We start from the raw sequence: 18,911 nt of genomic DNA, 5'->3' as shown, positions 1-18,911 counted from the left end.
GCAACTACTTTGATTTATTCTTTCTTTTTTCTTTCAACTCTTCGAATTTTGAAATTCGATGCTTGTAAAAAGTATCTATAAAACCAAATAAAATACCAATTCCGGTCAACACATAAAATATGGTAAAAATTTTCCCAAAATCAGTTTGAGGTGAAAAATCTCCATAGCCAACGGTTGCCAGCGTTATTACAGAAAAATAAACAGAATCGAGCCATCGCCAACCTTCAACAAAATGGTATACTAAAGTGCCTGAAACCAAAACCGAAAAAGTGGAAATCACAAGTCCGCGATAAGTTTTATCTCTCAAAAAATCAAAGAATAACTTTAATGGATACATTGCTAAGTTTTTTATTTTCCGGCTTACAACATAAAACTATTTCTTAGGCCTTATGAGCAAACAAACTCCCCAACAATATACTATAAACGAAAAAGCCGGGCAACAGCCCGGCCAGATCTATTGGGGAATAGATATAATCAAAATAATCTTTTAAAGCCTATTACTTCTTTTACTTCTCTTAATGTACGTGAAGCTGATTCCCTTGCTTTATCGGCTCCTAATTTAGCAACTTTTGCCAAATATTCGTTATCATCCAAAATTTCAATAATCCGTTCGCGAATGGGCGCTGTATAAGAAATAATATCCTCTGCCAGCTGTTTTTTCATATCACCATAACGAATTTCGCAATTGTTATACAATTCATCAAAATGAACGAGGGTATCCGGTGTTGAAACAATTTCCATCAGCGTAAACAAATTCTGCACAGATTCAGGTTTTTCCTGGTTCATTTCTGTTGGGCCGGAATCGGTTACTGCACGCATTACTTTTTTGCGAATTGATTTTGGGTCTTCATACAAATTAATCGCATTCCCTTCCGACTTTCCCATCTTCCCGCTTCCGTCCAATCCGGGAACTTTTATCATGTCTTTCCCATCAAAAGTATAAGGACGCGGAATCGGAAACACCTCTTTTTTATACATCCGGTTAAAACGTTTGGCAAATTTACGCGCCATTTCCAGATTTTGCTCCTGGTCTTTTCCAACCGGAACAAAATGTGCTTTATGAATAATAATATCAGCAGCCATTAAAACCGGATAAGTAAGCAAACCTGCGTTAACATTGTCGGGTTGTTTGCGGGCTTTATCTTTAAACGAAGTCGTCCGCTCCAATTCACCCAGGTAGGCATTCATATTCAGAAAAGTATACAACTCGGCCACTTCCGGAACATCGCTTTGAATAAAAATGGTTGCTTTTTCAGGATCAATTCCACAAGCCAGATATTCTGCTAAAACCTGCTTTACCCCCGACTGAAGATCACCAGGCGTTGGATGTGTTGTTAATGAATGTATATCAGCGATAAAGAAAAAACAATTAAAATCATCCTGCATGCGAATAAAATTACGCACGGCACCAAAGTAATTTCCGAGATGTAAATACCCTGTTGGACGTATTCCGCTTAAAACTGTCGGTTTGTTCATTTTAAAAAATCTGATTTTTAAGTAGCTGCAAAAATATACATTCAGCAGAAAAGTAAAAAAATAAAAGGGTCGTGATTATAAAAATTAATACTTAAAACCAGGTAAAGCTCCTTTTTTCTGGTGACTCCGGTACTAAATTAAATCACAAACTACTGCGCGAATGTACGAAATCAGATCATCGGGATTGACTTTCAGTTGCTGTCCGCGAATTCCGGCACTCACAAAAATAAATTCAAAATCCATACACGTTTTGTGAATATAAACAGGATAATGTTTTTTCATTCCAAGGGGTGAACATGCTCCGCGAATATAACCCGTAAGTTGAAGCAGTTCTTTCATAAGCACCATTTCTGCACTTTTGTTCCCCGATACCTTTGCTGCTTTTTTCAGGTTTACCTCTGCACTTCCTGGAATAATTGCAACAAAAATCCCGGTGGATTTCCCCCGCAAAACAAGGGTCTTAAAAACCTGGTCGACATCTTGCCCCAAAGACTCGGCAACATGAACAGCACTTAAATCAGCTTCATCAACGGTGTATTCAACAAGGTCATAACTTATCTTCGCTTTGTCGAGCAAACGGGCTGCATTTGTTTTTTTCATTGCAAAAAATCTTCATCTACAAAATTTAGAAAATAAGAGCAGATAGGCAAAAATTTGCTGATGCGACTTTAATTCTAACCTGTTTTTTATAATCGAACTTTTGCGGCGCAGTGCCCAACCTTTTCACAAGAGAAAGCTGGAGTGCGCTTTTATTTTGCTTATCTAATCTGAGGTTAAAGCCAATGACTAAGCCACTAAAATCAAACTTAAAAGAACTACCCTGGCGCAGAGCCTTGAGAAATTTTTCGGGCTAAACTGATTTAGAAACAATCTGTAAGGTATCAACGCTATTGTAAGGTATGAAAATATTTTTTAACTTATTCTTTGGTACACTCGTGGTATTTTGATGGATTACAGATTAATATAAACCGAAAAGCAACTGAAACAAAACAAGTATTTACTACCATCTTGTTTTTTAGATAGTATCGTTAAGTCACTTTTTGTTTTGAATTTTAATATCGAATTTAGCAATGTTAAAAATTTTAGTAACTGGTGCCGACGGAATGCTTGGAAGTAACTTAGTCAGAATGCTTCTTGAAAATGAGCATGACGTCAGTGTTTTTCTTTTTGATCGATCGAATTCTAATTCGCTTGACGGCCTGAACATCAAAAAATATTATGGCGATATTACTATTCCCGACACTTTGGATGATGCAGTAAAAAGCACAGATGTTATTATTCATGTTGCTGCCAGTACATCGGTTTGGCCTTCACGTTCAGAGATGTTATGCAAAATAAATGTAACCGGAACCCAAAACATAATTTGTAAAACATTGGAACACAACGTAAAAAAGCTAATTTATATTGGTTCAGCCAGCTCTGTTAATACAGAGTTAAAATTTGATGCTTCTCAAAAATATTCGTTCCCCGGAGCTAAATTTAAATTGGATTATATCGATTCAAAGTATTATGCTCTACAATTAATTTTAAAATCGATTACAGAAAATAATCTACCAGCTACAGCAATTCTTCCGACATTTATGATTGGTGCCTATGATTCAGCGCCTGGTTCCGGCAAATTAATATTGAATTTAGCCAGCGGCAAATTAAAGTTTTATACTGGTGGGGGCAGAAACTTTGTTCATGTTAAAGATGTTGCCAATGCTATTGTGAACAGTTTAAATACAGAAACAAATGGTAAAGTTTATATCATTGGCAATGAAAACATGACATACAGAGAATTTTTTAATTTGGCTGCCAAAATTATTGGAAAACCCGAACCTAAAATAAAGATTCCGGATTGGTGTGCAAAAACGTATGGATTTATCGGAGAACTACTAAGTAAAATAATACATTTCGAACCTCTGCTTAGTTATCCAATGGCTCGTATTGCCTGCGAAAAACAATTTATCGAAGGAGACTCAGCGAAGGAATTAAATATTATAAAAACACCTATAAAAATTGCAATTGAAGAATCATATAACTGGTTTTTAAATAACCATTATATTCAGGTAAAATGAAATTTAATTGTGCAAATAAAATTGTCATAATAACTGGCTCCGGCAGTGGAATAGGAAAAACGTTGGCAATTGAAATTGGAAAAAAAGGAGCAAAAATAGTTTTAAACGGAAGGAATCAGAAAAAACTGGAAGCTGCGGCACATGAACTTAAAAAACTGAATATTGAAGTTCTACATGTCCAGGGAGACATTTCAGTTTTCGATCAATGTAAAAATATTGTAGAAAAAATAATTTATGAATACGGGAAAATTGATATTTTAATAAATAACGCAGGAATTACATCCTTCGGAAACTTTATAGATGTTGATATTGAAGTGTTTAGAAAGGTAGTTAATACAAATTTGCTTGGTCCCGCAAACATGACAAAAGCTGCACTGCCTTATTTAAAAAAAACTGAAGGAAGCGTCTTTTTTATTGGAAGTATAGCCGGAATACATGGAATTGGAAAATACTCTGCCTACTCATGTTCAAAAATGGCATTGACTTCTTTAGCAGAATCATTAAAAATAGAATTATTCGCCACCAACATTTATGTTGGCATCGCCTATGTTGGATTTACTGAGAATGATATTCAAAAAACGTTCTTGGATAGTAAAGGAAACAACATTAGTGTACCGTTAAGAAAAAATGTAAAACAAGTACCCCAACAAAAAGTTGCGCAGCAAATTGTTAAAATGATTGAAAGAAAAAAATTCAAAAAAACATTTACTTTTTTAGGAAAATTAAATTCAATCGTAAATCGATTTGCACCTTTTATTATACACCGCATTTTGTTAAATGATTACCGCAAAGCTAAAGAAGGAAGTTGAATAAATCAGGATAAAAACACCTCGTAACAAACCGATGATGTGCCTCCTCCATAATTCATTTTTTCATCGTTTATCATGAGTCAGCGAATCAGACCCAATACAGAAATACCTTTAAATTACGGCCTTTGTGTTCAATTATCAGGCAGAAAGTACTATTCGCTGCGGAAAGAACAGTTCCCTGATTTTTATTATAGGATACCACACCGACTTCGGAGCTGTCCTACACCTCTTCAGAAATACTCGTTAATACGGAGAATGTTACCATGCTGGTTTTTCAACAGTAGCTTTAAATATTTGTCATTAATAAGGGGATTCTGAAACGTCGGGAAAAGAGAAACTTATTCTAAAACTGAAATTTTTTTAAGAAAAAATAATTAGTTTTACATGCTATTCACAAATCGAATATGTTCAAAATGCCTTTATACGGAAAAGAGTGGAACTGGCGCAACGTAAAAATGGAAGCGCGAGATAACAATATGAATTTACGGTAAAGGCCGGGAAAAGGGATTTGTTGTGGTTACAGCAAATCCCTTTTTTTGATTAAATATGAATTTAAAACTATAAAATCATGACCAGACAAAAGAAAATTTTTCTTGAAGAGTCGGAATTCCCAAAACAATGGTACAATCTGGCACCCGACCTGCCAACACCTCTAAATCCACCACTCGGACCGGATGGAAATCCGGTTGGACCGGAAATGCTGGCACCTGTTTTCCCAATGAATTTGATTGAACAAGAGGTTAGCCAGGAACGCTGGATTGATATTCCGGACGGAATCAGAGATATTTTGATACAATGGAGACCAAGTCCGCTTATTCGTGCCTACGAACTGGAGGAAGCTCTCGGGACGCCGGCAAAAATATATTACAAAAACGAAGGTGTTTCACCAGCCGGCAGCCACAAACCAAATACTGCCGTTGCACAGGCGTGGTACAACAAACAGTTTGGAATAAAAAAACTCACAACTGAAACCGGCGCCGGACAGTGGGGGTCGGCACTTTCGTTTGCTGCTGCACAAATCGGTCTGGAAGTAAAAGTTTTTATGGTACGCGTAAGTTTCGACCAAAAACCTTTCCGGAAAATGATGATGGAAACCTGGGGTGGAAAATGTATCGCCAGTCCAAGTACCGAAACGAAGGCCGGACGTGATATTTTAGCTCAATTCCCAGATACTCCGGGAAGTTTGGGTATTGCCATTTCGGAAGCTGTTGAAGCCGCGGTTTCTGATCCAAAAGGAGAAACACGGTATTCGTTGGGATCAGTATTAAATCACGTAATGTTACACCAAACTGTAATTGGACTGGAAGCCAAAAAACAGTTGGCAAAAGTGGGTATACAAAATCCGGATGTTGTTATCGGATGCTGTGGCGGAGGAAGTAACTTTGCCGGGCTGTCATTCCCGTTTATTTACGACAAAATTAACGGCGCCAATATTCAGGTTATCGGAGCAGAACCATTTAGCTGCCCAACACTAACCAAAGCACCGTTTATTTACGATAATGGCGATGTAGCTCAGATGACTCCGTTACTTGCTATGAACAGCCTCGGACACAACTTTATTCCTGCTCCTATTCACGCCGGCGGATTACGTTACCATGGTATGGCGCCGCTTGTTAGCGCCGCACTTCGCGACGGTTTAATGGATGCGATTGCCGTTCACCAAAGCGAATGTTTTGATGCAGGTTTACTGTTTGCAAAAACCGAAGGTATAATTCCTGCTCCGGAAACTACACACGCCATTGCAGCAACAATCCGGGAAGCAAAAAAAGCCAAAGAAGAAGGAAAAGAAAAAACTATACTTTTCAATTTCAGCGGCCATGGTTTAATGGACCTGGTTGGTTACAATAAATACCTGGCAGGCGAGTTACACGATTATGAATATCCTGAATCGGAAATTGCTGAAAACCTGAAAAAACTGGAAGGTTATCCTCTTCCAAAATAGGATTATCTAAACCAATTCAATAAATAGCCGGGGTAAAAAATTTGCTTCGGTTTTTTTTTGATCGTGTTTAAAGTTAAACGGAACTTGATTAACTTTTAACAACTTTATCTAAAAGAATGTATAAACCAAAGGGTCTGAAACAACTTTGGAAAAACCTTCCAATTCTCTTTGAATATCTTCAAAAAAATGTCGTTTCCCCTGAAGATTTTTTGCAAGTCGTCGGGCAGCCTCATCAGAAAAATAAGTACCACCTATTTCTATTTCTGAAACAATCCCTTTTAACGTTTTCAAAAATATGCTCACTCCTCTCCCATCAATATTTATTTTATTTTGAAAAGAATATTTGGGTGAATAGCCAAAATTCCATTCCCATGTTTTAAATTTTTCTCCGGCCAATTGTTGAATATTCTGAACATCCTTTTCACCCGGTTCGTAAAAGCGTGCTTCCTTATTTTCAAGTTGAACATTCAGCAAAAACTGTATAAAATCTTCTATTGGCATTTCCTTTTTCAGAAAGGAAGCAATATTCGCTACAGGGCTCCGGTTTGATTGTACCGCTTTACTTTTGTATTTTCCGGGAGCCACTTTTATTGCCTGGCCAAGATTTTCCAAATCTGAATTGTACAACAAAGTTCCGTGATGCAACACCCTGTTTTTAAAAACGTGCTCTGCATTTCCCGAAATTTTCAATTCTTCAAGAAGCAAGTCATTCCTCCCCGAGCTTGTAGCTTTTAAATCCAATTTCTCAAGCGCATTTACAACCGGAGCTGTAAACATTTTAAAGTTAATTTCAGCCGGGCTGTTTACATTCTTTATAAATGCAAAATTTACATTACCGGCATCATGGAATACCGTTCCTCCGCCTGAAATTCGCCGCGCTACAGTGATGTTATTTTCCCGGACAAACGGATAATTTATCTCTGCCAGAGCATTCTGGTGCTTTCCAACAACAACAGTATCTTTGCTTTGCCAAAGCATAAAAATATCTTCAGAAAATTTTTTCAGAAGATATTCTTCTGCCGCCAGGCAAAAAAACGGATCGGTATTTTTCAAGTGAATACAAAGCATAAGCTGTTTGATATCAAAACTTCAATGAACAAAGTTAAATCACTTTTTTACATAAAATTACCATATCCCAAAAAAACGTTTTAAAGAAACTATTTCTATAAAAGTTAAATAGTCCAAAAACTTTTTAATACTTTTATTAGATAACTAAACCTTTTCAAAATGAACAAATTAAGTGGTTTTATACTTCTGATAGCAATTCTGACAGCCTGCACACAGCCTTCCGAATTTGATTCTGACCTTGTCAACAAAGCTCTGGAAAACGGAAAACAAGCCAATGAAGGATTTATACGAAGCCTCGATTTTGTTAATGGGTGGCTAACCAAAACCGATAGCATCACCGGGCTGATTCCAACCAATCTTACAAATAAAACCGATGTTTGGGAAGCACACAATTCGGCTGCCGATAATTATGCATTTATGGTTTTAACGGCGTTTATTCTGGACAAAGAGTTGTATCACGGAGCAATGCTCGACATGTTAAACACCGAACAAGAACTAACGTCGCGGGTAGAATCATTGCCTGATACATGGTCTTTTTCAAAACAAAATTTTGCCTCGGACGAACTAAAAATGGGTGATGTAATTTTTGGTACATCTGAATACATTAAAGATGGATTAATACCTCTGAATGAATACATTGGAGAATCTCCCTGGCAGGACCGCATGATGGAAATGCTGGATGATCTTGCAGCGTATATGAAGGAAGTAAAAGACCTGGAAAGATATTTTGAAAGAACGGCATCAATTGAAGAAGTGAACGGCGAAATGCTGCAAACACTATCCCGCGTGTATTGGATGACCGGTGATCAAAAATACCTCGAATGGGCAATTCGAATCGGCGACTACTACCTGCTCGGCGATCGTGATCTTACACAAACCAATTACCTGCGAATTCGTGACCATGGCTGCGAAATTATTGGAGGATTAAGTGAGTTATATGTTACAGCTCATTTTGCAAATCCTCAAAAAAAGGGAGCGTACAAACTACCGTTTTACGCCCTGCTCGACCGCGTTTTGGAAGTCGGCCGCAACGAAGATGGTTTATTTTACAACGCCGTAAATCCGAAAACCGGTGAAATCGCCGATTCAAATATTGTGGACAACTGGGGTTATGTTTTTGATGCCTATTACTCGGTTTACCTGGTCGACGGTAAAGAAGAATACCGCGAGGCCGTGTTAAAAGGATTTCAGAAACTAAACGAGAAATACCGCGACTATGCATGGGAAGGCACCAGTCACGACGGATATGCCGATGCATTGGAAAGTGGAATTAATTTATACAACCGCGAACCGGTGCCGGAACTAAAAAACTGGATCGACAGCGAAATGCAGGTAATGTTTAACATGCAGCAGGATGACGGAATAATTGGTGGCTGGCACGGCGACGGGAATTTTGCACGAACAGCTATCATGTACAGCCTTTGGAAAACCCGGGGTGCTACGTTACAGCCCTGGCGCAAAGATGTCATTCTGGGAGCCGAACAAAACGACGGACAGATCTATTTTGTAATAACCGCAGAAAAAGACTGGACAGGAAAACTCGTATTTGACACACAGCGACACAAAACCATTTTAAATTTGCCCATCGACTATCCACGCATTAACCAGTTTCCGGAATGGTTTACAGCAAACGAAGGAGAAAATTACACTTTGACTTCATCTCAAAAAGAACTGACCGGAACATATCCGACAAACCATCTTCCTGAAGGAATTCCGGTAAAAGTAGCGGCAGGTGAAACTTTAGTTATTGCCGTCAAACAAAATCTCCCCTGATCCAGACAAAAAGAGATAAAAAATTTCAACAAAATATTTTTCGAAGAAATCGTTCCAATTTTTATAATTTCGTTCAAAACATCAATTCTTTAACCGATGAGACTAGCTCAAATTTTTCTGATTTTAACCCTTGTTTTCGCCTTGTTTTCATGTTCAGAGAATCCCATAGAAACCATCGACCTTTCCGGAGAGTGGCAATTTCAGATGGATCCTGATGATCGGGGTGAACGGGAAAACTGGTTTGAAAAGGATTTCTCAGAAACCGTTCAACTTCCGGGGTCAATGGTTGAAAACGGAAAAGGTTATGATGTCGCGCTGAAAACCAAATGGACCGGAAGCATTCTCCAACCTGATTGGTTTCAAGATCCAAATTATGCCCCTTACGAAGATTCGCTTGATATTAAATTTCCATTCTGGCTTCAACCCGAAAAAAAATATACCGGAGCAGCATGGTATAACAAAAAAATTACAATTCCTGAAAACTGGATTGAACGAACTGTATTTTTGAATCTGGAAAGGGTACACTGGCAATCGGCAATTTGGATAAACAGCAAAAAAGTTGATAAACAAAACAGCCTGGCCACACCTCATATTTATAACATCTCTTCATTTCTAAAAACGGGTGAAAATGTTATTTCCATTTGTATTGATAACCGGACAAAAGATATCGATGTTGGCGAAAATTCACACAGTATTTCCGATCACACACAATCGAACTGGAACGGTATTGTTGGAAACGTTTCGCTACAGTCAAAAAGAAAAACATACATTGAAAATATTGAAGTCTACCCGGACATTCATAAAAAAACGGCAACCATTAAACTTAATGTTTTTAATGCCTCTGTTGAAAATCTGTCGGTAAAAGCATTTGTTTCTGCCAGACTAAAAAATACCGGTCAAAACATAGAAAAGAAAATTTTTGATTTTGGAATTGTTCCGGGCCAAAACATTTTGAAAATGATCTTTGATTTGGGTGAAGATGCACAATTATGGGACGAATTCCATCCAAATGTTTACGAACTAACCGTTAGCTTAAAAAACAAACAATTGCTCGACAAAAAAACAGTTGATTTTGGTTTACGTGAATTTGGAAACAATGGTCGTCGTTTTGAGATCAATGGCCGCCCGGTATTTTTACGCGGCACACTGGAATGTGCTATTTTCCCAAAAACAGGCTATCCTCCTACCCGTATTGCCCCTTGGGAAAAAGTATTTACCGCTGTTAAAAATCACGGATTAAATCATGTTCGGTTTCACTCGTGGTGCCCGCCTGAAGCGGCTTTTGAAGCAGCCGACAAAATGGGTATTTACCTGCAGGTAGAGTGTTCATCATGGGCAAACCAAAGTACGCAACTGGGAAGCGGCTTTCCGGTTGATGATTTTATTTGGGAAGAAAGCAGACACATTGTTCAGGAATATGGTAACCACCCTTCGTTTGTTATGATGGCATACGGAAATGAACCGGGTGGGCCACGATACAGTGAATTCCTCTCCGAATTTGTAAATTACTGGAAGGGAAAAGACGATCGCAGGGTTTATACGGGAGCTTCGGGCTGGCCGGCTTTGCAGGAAAACGACTTTCATGTTTTGCCACAACCCCGAATCCAGGGATGGGGAGAAGAATTAAACAGCATCATCAATTCACAACGGCCCTCTACTGATTTTGACTGGTCGGATCGCTTACCCGATGATGGAATTCCGGTGGTTAGTCACGAAATTGGCCAGTGGTGTGTATATCCAAATTTTAAGGAAATTGAAAAGTATTCCGGCGTTCTGAAACCCAAAAACTTTGAATTGTTCCGCGAAAGCCTGAACGCACACCACATGGGTGAACTGGCCGACAGCTTTTTACTGGCATCAGGAAAATTACAGGCTCTTTGTTATAAAGCCGACATTGAAGCTGCCCTTCGAACTCCTGGTTTTGCAGGATTTCAGTTACTCGATTTGCACGACTTCCCCGGTCAGGGAACTGCTTTGGTTGGCATCCTTGACCCTTTTTGGGAAGAAAAAGGATATATTTCACCGGAAGAATACCGCCGCTTTTGTAATACAACAGTTCCACTGGCAAGACTTGAAAAACGTATTTTTACCGAAGGCGAAATCCTCAACGCAACAATCGAAGTTGCGCATTTTGGCGAACAAGCTTTTGAAAATATAAATCCTTTGTGGGAACTTAAAGAAAAAGAAAATACGATTGCTGAAGGAACATTGGGAGGACAAAAAATTCCGCTGGGAAATACAACGCAACTTGGTCAGGTACAGGTTCAGTTCCAAAAAGAAAACCGGCCAAGAAAATTAACCCTGGAAGTTACAATCGGCGATTTTGTAAATTCATGGGGCATTTGGGTTTATCCGGAAAATAATTCAGCACAAAACGAAAGCGTGAAAGTGGTAGAAAAGTTGGACAAAACAACTGTTCAATACCTCAAAGATGGAGGAAAAGTGTTGTTAAGCCTGGGACAAGGAAAAACAACCCCTGATATGGGAGGAAATATTGGTGTAGGTTTCTCAAGTATTTTTTGGAACACAGCCTGGACCAACAATCAAAAGCCGCACACACTTGGCATTCTTTGTAATCCCGAACACCCTGCATTGGAGCTGTTCCCTACAGAGTTTTATTCCAGCTGGCAGTGGCAGGACGCAATGAGCCATGCCGACGCAATTCAACTGGATTCCTTTCCAAAGGATTTAAAACCAATTGTTCGTATTGTCGACAATTGGGTAACCAATCGGAGACTTGCGCTTATTTTTGAAACAAAAGTAGGAGAGGGAAGCCTGCTAATTAGTGGCGCTGACATAGTGAATAATCTTGAAAACCGTCCTGAAGCGAGACAATTAAGAATAAGCTTGCTCAATTATACAAAGAGCGATAAATTCAATCCGGCAATTCAACTCCCTGAAAAACAAATTAAAGCAATACTAAAATGAAAAATATATTCCTTTTCGCGCTCCTGATTTCCGGAGTAACAAGCTACGCCGCAAAGCCGGTTCCGGCAGATAAAAAAGCTACAAAAGAAACTATAAAACTGTATCAGAATTTATTAAAACTACAGCATGAAAGAATGATGTTTGGACATCAGGATGATCTGGCTTACGGTATAGGCTGGATATACGAAAAAGATCGTTCGGATGTGAAAGATGTTTGCGGCGATTACCCCGCGGTTTACGGATGGGAACTTGGACACTTGGAATTGGGAGATCCTTACAGTTTGGATTCTGTTCATTTCGACAAAATTCAGGAGTGGATAAAAACAGTTTATAAAAGGGGAGGGGTAAACACCATTAGCTGGCACCTGCGAAATCCGTTGACTGGCGGTACTTCCTGGGACACATCTTCAAAACAAGTTGTAAAATCGATACTACCAGGAGGAGAAAAACACGAACTTTTTAAAGCTTATCTGGATAAACTGGCTGATTTTCTGCTGGGATTAAAAACTGACGAAGGCACTTTAATTCCTGTACTTTTCCGGCCGTTTCACGAACACACAGGAAGCTGGTTTTGGTGGGGTAAAAATTTATGCTCGGTTGAGGAATATACTTCACTCTGGAGATTCACTGTAAACTATCTTCAGAATAAAAAAAATATTCATCATGTACTTTACACCTATTCCACTGATAGGTTTTCAACAACTGAGGAATATTTGGAGCGCTACCCCGGCGATGATATTGTTGACATCCTGGCCTTTGATTTATACGACCGTGGTTCCGATTTCCCGAAAACGTTACAAAACTGTGCAGAAGTGGTTACCAGTCAGGCAAAAACAAAAGGAAAGATTGCGGCAGTTAGCGAAACAGGAGGACCAATTGCCAAAAATACAGAATGGTGGACAAAAACAATCTTGCAAACGCTCCGCCCTTTCGATTTGGCGTATGTTTTGGTTTGGCGCAATCCGTGGCAACCTGCTGATCACGGCGCTTTTTCAGCGTACAAAGGAAGCCCCGACTCTAACGATTTTATCAAATTCTACAACGATCCAAAGACACTTTTTCAAAAAGAAATTACTGACATAGCACTTTATAAATAATAAACATCCTGGCTGAATACAAAATTTTATTGATCCCAAAATACAATAAATAGGGATTCCTCTCCTGATTCGCTACCTCACCGTCTCAGGCTATATATTCAAGCGAAACAAGCGATTAGCATCCCAAAACTTGTGGATAAAACAAAAGATATTCCCCTCTTAAATCGCTATTTATTAGGATTGATACTGATTTGCCTGGAAGCTAATTTTGTCCTCAATCTATTAATACAAATCAATGCCCAATAGAAAATGGGAATGATTTACAGAAAAACAAATCGTACAAATTTCTTGTAACACGGACTTTCGATACTGTAGGTCGATAACAAATGTTACAAACAGTATTAAAACAAATTCAAACAAAATGAAAAAATTATTCAATCTACTGTTATTACTAAACATCGTGACCTCACTATATGCCCAAAAAGGAAGAATAAGTGGAAAAGTTATTATTCCTGAAGAAAACAAAGGCTCCGCGGTAAATATCGGAATCATCGGAACGGCAAAGGGTACAATTACCTCGCCCGGCGGTTTTTATGAAATTACGGGTATAACTCCCGGGAAATACATTCTTGAAGTATCTTTTGTGGGCTTAAAAAGCGAACAGCAAAACATCGAAGTTTTTGCCGGCGAGGAAACCATTGTTCCCGATATCGTTATGAAAAAAGCAGAACAGGAAATATCGGAAGTACGGGTTGTGGGAGATAACTCAACAAATTACAGAGCTCTGGTATCGTCGGATGCTTTAAAAATGAAAACACCTTTACTCCAAATACCGCAAAACATTCAGGTTATCACCAAAGGATTACTTGATGACCAGCAAGCAGTTGATATGTTGGAAAATGTAACCCGAAATACAAGCGGAGCCATGATGATAGAACATTGGGGAACTTTTGCACGCATTAACATGAGAGGGTTTAAACTTCCGGCTTTTAGAAACGGGTTTAACGTGGATTTGCCATGGGGACCATTAACCGAGGACATCTCGCTTGTTGACCGAATAGAATTTGTAAAAGGACCAGCCGGTTTTATGTTGTCTTCAGGTGAACCCGGTGGACTGTACAATGTGGTTACCAAAAAACCACAATTAAACCAAATGAACGAAGTTTCACTACTTTATGGTTCCTTTAACACACTCCGTGCTACTGCTGACATGAATGGAAAGCTAAACGACAACGGCCGCCTGTTATACCGTTTAAACATAATGGGATTAACCAAAAGAGCACATCGCGATTATGAATACAATAAACGATACTCAATTGCACCATCATTAAAATATATCATTAACGACCGCACAACATTAACTGCCGAGTATATCTACCAGCACTCTGAATTGCTGGTGGTCGGGTCTGCTTATGTTTTCTCCCCGGAAGGAATGGGTACCCTCCCGCGGGACTACACTTTGGCGGAACCCAATATTGATCCGACAAACATGCGTGAACACAATGCTTTCCTTACATTTACCCGAGAACTTTCAGATAACTGGGATTTTACAGCAAAAGTTTCTTATCTCGATTATAAAATTTCAGGAAGTTCACTTTGGGCCGATTCGGTTACAACAGCTGGAATTTACCGCTCAATTGGCATTTGGGATGCCATTAGTTTTGCTGAGCAAGGACAGGTTTATGTAAACGGAACGGCTGAAACAGGTCCGGTAAGCCACACCATTTTAGCCGGACTGGATATAGGCAACAAGGAATATTACGCCGACTGGTTTCAGAGCGGACCTTTGGCAGGCCCCGACAATCCATTGACTTACGACAATCCCGTTCATTATGTACCGTCATCAGTAATGCCGGTTTGGGACAGAACTCAAAGTATCAGAAAAAGAGCTTTTGGAAGCTATTACGCCAACCAAAGTCAAAGTTATACAGCCCTTTATGTACAAGACGAGCTTGGATTTTTCAATAATCGTTTACTACTAACACTTGCCGGACGATATACTTCTTTTAATAGTTCCTCCTATGGCGCCGGCACAAGTGATAATGTTTTTACATCACGAGCCGGAGCAAATTTCACCGTCGACAAAAAAACATCAGTTTATGCTTTATACGATCAATCGTTTATTCCGCAATCGGGAACAACAAAAAACGGAAATCCGTTTGAACCGGTTCGAGGCAACGATATTGAATTTGGTATTAAACGAAACTGGGCAGATAATAACTGGAGTTCCGCACTTACGTTTTATGTAATCACCAAAGAAAACGTATTGACGACTGATCCGTCCGATATCAATTTTAGTATTCAGTTGGGAGAAGCTCAATCAAAAGGTCTGGAATTCGATGTTCAGGGTGAAATCACAGAAGGCCTTCAGCTTATTTTAAACTACTCCAACACTAATGTAGAAATAACCGAAGATACCGACCCCAATGTAGTCGGAACCCGTCTTGCGGGCCACGCCCGTCATATGACCAATGGGTGGTTAAAATATAAGTTCAGCAATCCCGCCCTAAACGGATTTGGACTTGCCCTGGGCTATCAGTACCTCGTAGATCGTTCATCCTGGACCTGGTCAGCAGAAAATAAATCGGAGATGCCGGATTACTTTCGACTTGACGGAGCACTGTCGTGGGAAGATAAACAATACTCTATCGGGCTAAATGTTTATAACCTGCTTGATGAGTACCTCTACTCGGGAAGTGCTTATGCCAACTATTATTACTGGCAAACCGAGCCTGGTGTTAACTTCCGTTTAAATGTAAGATATCGCTTTTAAGCAGAAAAAAGACGGTGCAATGATATTTCACCCCAAAATAATTACTAACTCAACTTCGGCTGCGCCAACCTTTTTAGGTTGAACGCGGTCGAAGTTCTTTGAAAAGATATTTAAAAAAAAGAAAAAATAATGATAAAAAACTGGATTGGAAAAATACACTTGTGGCTGGGATTGGCGTCAGGAATTATTGTATTTATTGTTTCAGTAACCGGTTGTATTTATGTATTTAATCAGGAGTTCACAAAACTTGCCCGAAAAGAAGCAATTTATGTAACAAAACCTTCTGTTTCAAAGATACTTTCGCCGTCGCAACTTTTTGAAAACGCACAGGAACTTTTGGGTGAAAAAAAAATTGGTTGGGTAAATATCTACAATAAGCCCGATAAAAGCTGGGTGTTTTCCAGCTACAAAGGAAATTCAGAAGCCACAACCTATTTCAATATGATTGACCACTACGAATCAGTTTACGTCGATCCGTATTCAGGAGAAACAACCGGAAGCTATGATGAAAAAACAGACTTTTTTAACATTGTAAAATATCTTCACTGGAGTTTGCTTCTCAGCACCAAAATAGGGCAACCCATAGTTGGCTGGAGTACACTAATATTTGTGATTTTATTAATTTCCGGCTTGGTTTTATGGTGGCCCAAAAGTTTTAAAAGTGCAAAAAATCTGTTTTGGATACGATGGAAAAAAAGCACTTCTGCGAAGCGAAAAAACTACGATTTGCACAACGTACTTGGTTTTTACAGTCTTATTTTTGCTCTGATAATTGCACTCACCGGTATGGTTTGGGCTTTTAAATGGTTTCAGGCGGTTGTGTATGTCGCAGCCTCAGGAACAACTGTACCGCCTGCTGTTGAAGTAAAACAATCGGTTCCAACGCAGGTTGAAGATTCAAAAGCCATCGATTTCGCATTTCAGCAAACATTACAAAAATATTCGCAAGCTGCCCAATTCCGAATTGTACCGCCTGCCGACAGCCTGGCAGCACTTAATATTTATGTTGGCGATAAAGAGGGAGTTTACTACAAAACTCATCAGCTTCAGTTCGACCAGTATTCAGGAGAGTTGCTTAGCGAGCGAACACACAACGACAAAAATTTTGGCGAAAAACTGATAACCGCCAATTACGATATTCATGTTGGAGCAATATTGGGAATACCGGGAAAAATACTTGCTTTTATCGTAAGCCTGGTTTGTGCGTCGTTGCCCGTCACCGGATTTTTGGTGTGGTGGAACAAACGTAAAACGCGTAAAAAGCCGCTTTTCCAGTAAATAAAAATCATGTTAACAACAGCTATAAAAAAAATATTTGGCAAAAAGAAGCTATCTCCAACCGAACTGACCGTACTCTTTGGCGGACATTCGGGAAACTCGGAGTTTATCGCCAAGGAATCGTTCAAATATTTCAAACAAAACGGAATTAATGCCCGATTGGCTGACATGTCAAAATACAACTTTGACCGTCTGCCGGAAGAAAATTTCCTGTTAGTCGTTGTAAGTACGCATGGCGAAGGAGAACCCCCTTCAGAAGCCAGAAAATTTTATCGAAGATTGTTTGCCAACGACACTCCGGATTTAAAAAAACTCCGTTTTTCAGTATGTGCATTGGGTGACAGCAGCTATGAAAAATTCTGTCAAACCGGAAAAGAAATTGACCAGCGCCTGGAAGAATTGGGTGCCTCGCGTTTTTTGGAAAGAGTAGACTGCGATGTAGAGTTTAACCAAACGGCAGCGCAATGGGTTTCAACTTTTTTGGGAAAATACCGGTCTGGGAAACCGAAAAATACAGCAGCAAATATTCAGCGAAACAATAACAAGGAATATTTTGGCGCTACTGTTAAAAATCGTTACGCGCTGGATAAAACAGCAGAGCCACTTGTGTATCACCTTGTTTTAACCGTTGACGACAAAAATTTCAATTACCTCCCGGGAGACTCGGTGAGTATTGTTCCGCAAAACCCGGCAGCGTTAGTTAGTGCGCTAATTGAAAAATTAGGAAGCACGCCCGAAAATCAAGTGACATATAAAGACAAAAATTATACGTTGGAAGAACTTCTGACAAAAAGGATAGAAATTACAACAATCAGTAAAAGATTGCTGGAGAGGTATCTCAAGATTTCCAAAAATCCGGAATTAAAAAAACTCTTGTCCGATGAAAAAAAATTCCGCAACTATCTGGAAACATCTGATGCAATTGATTTGCTCACCGATTTTCCCTGGAAAGGCAACCTTGATGAGCTATCTGAAATTTTTCGTCCGATTCAGCCACGGCTGTATTCTGTAGCATCCAGTATTAAATCCAACCCGGACGAGTTGCACCTCATGGTAAAACTGATTTGTTTGCAGGTTCACGAAAGAACGCGTTTAGGGGCTTGTTCGTCATATTTAAACCAATGGATAAAACCCGGAACCCGGATAAAGCTAAAAGTTATTCCAAACAAAGCGTTCCGTCTGCCAAAAAGCAATCAACCCATAATAATGATTGGAGCCGGGACAGGTATTGCCCCTTTCCGTGCGTTTATGCAGGAACTGGTTGCGGAAAACCAAAATAACCCGGCCTGGTTAATTTTTGGAGAAAAACACGCACACAGGGATTTTTTCTATCAGGAAGAATGGCAAGACCTGTTTGACAAAAGCACACTTACTCGTTTTGATGTCGCATTTTCAAGAGATTCTGCAAAAAAAATATATGTACAGCATCAACTGGAAAAACACGCCATACTTTTTTACGAATGGCTGGAAAGCGGAGCGCATGTTTATGTCTGTGGCTCAGTAAAAATGGGGCACGATGTCCGAAAAGCAGCTATTTCAAGTCTTTCCGAAGTTCTTCAACCAGGCGCAAAGGCCGTTGCATATATTGAAAAACTGGAGGAAGATGACAGATGGCACGAAGATTTGTATTAAAAGCAAAAAAACTGCTGTCACTAACCTAAAAGTCAAAAAAATACAATCAACGAAAAAAACGCCCTAACACTTTTAAGGATAATAGCTTTTACTATCAGCCGGGACTATGTTTTATAACATTTCCAAATTTTTGTT

The 18,911-nt window shown here is 39.3% G+C and carries 13 protein-coding genes; 9 read left to right on the top strand and 4 right to left on the bottom strand.

Features of this window, described 5'->3' with window-relative positions; genetic code table 11:
• Positions 1-4: 4 nt before the first annotated feature.
• From GM418_RS11660 to ybaK, 3 genes are all read right to left on the bottom strand, one after another.
• A complete protein-coding gene (locus tag GM418_RS11660) occupies positions 5-337 on the bottom strand; it encodes a potassium channel family protein (protein WP_158866229.1) in 333 nt (110 codons plus the stop codon).
• Positions 338-474: 137 nt separating this feature from the next.
• A complete protein-coding gene (gene trpS / locus GM418_RS11655; RefSeq protein WP_158866227.1) occupies positions 475-1,476 on the bottom strand; it encodes a tryptophan--tRNA ligase in 1,002 nt (333 codons plus the stop codon).
• Between the two features lie 132 nt (positions 1,477-1,608).
• Positions 1,609-2,076 (bottom strand): Cys-tRNA(Pro) deacylase, encoded by a 468-nt coding sequence (gene ybaK, locus GM418_RS11650; RefSeq protein WP_158866225.1) that lies wholly within the window; start codon positions 2,074-2,076, stop codon positions 1,609-1,611.
• A 470-nt stretch (positions 2,077-2,546) separates the two neighbouring features.
• Here ybaK and GM418_RS11645 point away from each other — a divergent pair, with 470 nt between their 5' ends.
• The 3 genes from GM418_RS11645 to GM418_RS11635 all read left to right on the top strand — a co-directional run bounded on the left by GM418_RS11645 (position 2,547) and on the right by GM418_RS11635 (position 6,287).
• Positions 2,547-3,536 carry an NAD-dependent epimerase/dehydratase family protein gene (locus GM418_RS11645; RefSeq protein ID WP_158866223.1) on the top strand — a complete coding sequence of 330 codons (990 nt, stop codon included), beginning with the start codon at positions 2,547-2,549 and terminating at the stop codon, positions 3,534-3,536.
• Positions 3,533-4,345: an SDR family oxidoreductase gene (locus tag GM418_RS11640; RefSeq protein WP_158866221.1), complete on the top strand. Its 813-nt coding sequence runs from the start codon at positions 3,533-3,535 to the stop codon at positions 4,343-4,345. Before GM418_RS11645 ends, GM418_RS11640 begins: the two co-directional genes overlap by 4 nt.
• 568 nt (positions 4,346-4,913) lie before the next feature.
• A complete protein-coding gene (locus GM418_RS11635; protein ID WP_158866219.1) occupies positions 4,914-6,287 on the top strand; it encodes a TrpB-like pyridoxal phosphate-dependent enzyme in 1,374 nt (457 codons plus the stop codon).
• Between the two features lie 108 nt (positions 6,288-6,395).
• On the opposite strand, the gene lplA is transcribed toward GM418_RS11635, so the two are convergent.
• Positions 6,396-7,355, bottom strand: a complete 960-nt coding sequence (lplA, locus tag GM418_RS11630; protein ID WP_158866217.1) for a lipoate--protein ligase — start codon at positions 7,353-7,355, stop codon at positions 6,396-6,398.
• Positions 7,356-7,514: 159 nt separating this feature from the next.
• Here lplA and GM418_RS11625 point away from each other — a divergent pair, with 159 nt between their 5' ends.
• The 6 genes from GM418_RS11625 (at position 7,515) to GM418_RS11600 (ending at position 18,776) form a co-directional block, all read left to right on the top strand.
• Positions 7,515-9,128: a hypothetical protein gene (locus GM418_RS11625; RefSeq protein ID WP_158866215.1), complete on the top strand. Its 1,614-nt coding sequence runs from the start codon at positions 7,515-7,517 to the stop codon at positions 9,126-9,128.
• Between the two features lie 96 nt (positions 9,129-9,224).
• The gene (locus GM418_RS11620) at positions 9,225-12,056 is read left to right on the top strand and encodes a sugar-binding domain-containing protein (RefSeq protein ID WP_158866213.1); all 2,832 of its coding nucleotides are present in this window, start codon (positions 9,225-9,227) and stop codon (positions 12,054-12,056) included.
• The gene (locus tag GM418_RS11615) at positions 12,053-13,153 is read left to right on the top strand and encodes a glycoside hydrolase family 26 protein (protein ID WP_158866211.1); all 1,101 of its coding nucleotides are present in this window, start codon (positions 12,053-12,055) and stop codon (positions 13,151-13,153) included. Before GM418_RS11620 ends, GM418_RS11615 begins: the two co-directional genes overlap by 4 nt.
• 361 nt (positions 13,154-13,514) lie before the next feature.
• Positions 13,515-15,866 carry a TonB-dependent siderophore receptor gene (locus GM418_RS11610; protein WP_158866209.1) on the top strand — a complete coding sequence of 784 codons (2,352 nt, stop codon included), beginning with the start codon at positions 13,515-13,517 and terminating at the stop codon, positions 15,864-15,866.
• A gap of 129 nt (positions 15,867-15,995) precedes the next feature.
• Positions 15,996-17,144 (top strand): PepSY-associated TM helix domain-containing protein, encoded by a 1,149-nt coding sequence (locus GM418_RS11605; RefSeq protein ID WP_158866207.1) that lies wholly within the window; start codon positions 15,996-15,998, stop codon positions 17,142-17,144.
• 9 nt (positions 17,145-17,153) lie between these two features.
• A complete protein-coding gene (locus GM418_RS11600; protein ID WP_158866205.1) occupies positions 17,154-18,776 on the top strand; it encodes a diflavin oxidoreductase in 1,623 nt (540 codons plus the stop codon).
• Positions 18,777-18,911 lie beyond the last annotated feature (135 nt).

Origin of the sequence: Maribellus comscasis (assembly GCF_009762775.1) — a bacterium.
GTDB lineage: Bacteria > Bacteroidota > Bacteroidia > Bacteroidales > Prolixibacteraceae > Draconibacterium > Draconibacterium comscasis.
The sequence above is the reverse complement of the archived record's forward strand: the minus strand, read 5'-3'. Positions and strand labels throughout refer to the sequence as shown.

What these genes read in the sequence shown, in the direction of transcription:
- GM418_RS11660 (WP_158866229.1), bottom strand. Translation starts at nt 337, where the DNA reads ATGTATCCATTAAAGTTATTCTTTGATTTTTTGAGAGATAAAACTTAT.
- trpS (WP_158866227.1), bottom strand. Translation starts at nt 1,476, where the DNA reads ATGAACAAACCGACAGTTTTAAGCGGAATACGTCCAACAGGGTATTTA.
- ybaK (WP_158866225.1), bottom strand. Translation starts at nt 2,076, where the DNA reads ATGAAAAAAACAAATGCAGCCCGTTTGCTCGACAAAGCGAAGATAAGT.
- GM418_RS11645 (WP_158866223.1), top strand. Translation starts at nt 2,547, where the DNA reads ATGTTAAAAATTTTAGTAACTGGTGCCGACGGAATGCTTGGAAGTAAC.
- GM418_RS11640 (WP_158866221.1), top strand. Translation starts at nt 3,533, where the DNA reads ATGAAATTTAATTGTGCAAATAAAATTGTCATAATAACTGGCTCCGGC.
- GM418_RS11635 (WP_158866219.1), top strand. Translation starts at nt 4,914, where the DNA reads ATGACCAGACAAAAGAAAATTTTTCTTGAAGAGTCGGAATTCCCAAAA.
- lplA (WP_158866217.1), bottom strand. Translation starts at nt 7,355, where the DNA reads ATGCTTTGTATTCACTTGAAAAATACCGATCCGTTTTTTTGCCTGGCG.
- GM418_RS11625 (WP_158866215.1), top strand. Translation starts at nt 7,515, where the DNA reads ATGAACAAATTAAGTGGTTTTATACTTCTGATAGCAATTCTGACAGCC.
- GM418_RS11620 (WP_158866213.1), top strand. Translation starts at nt 9,225, where the DNA reads ATGAGACTAGCTCAAATTTTTCTGATTTTAACCCTTGTTTTCGCCTTG.
- GM418_RS11615 (WP_158866211.1), top strand. Translation starts at nt 12,053, where the DNA reads ATGAAAAATATATTCCTTTTCGCGCTCCTGATTTCCGGAGTAACAAGC.
- GM418_RS11610 (WP_158866209.1), top strand. Translation starts at nt 13,515, where the DNA reads ATGAAAAAATTATTCAATCTACTGTTATTACTAAACATCGTGACCTCA.
- GM418_RS11605 (WP_158866207.1), top strand. Translation starts at nt 15,996, where the DNA reads ATGATAAAAAACTGGATTGGAAAAATACACTTGTGGCTGGGATTGGCG.
- GM418_RS11600 (WP_158866205.1), top strand. Translation starts at nt 17,154, where the DNA reads ATGTTAACAACAGCTATAAAAAAAATATTTGGCAAAAAGAAGCTATCT.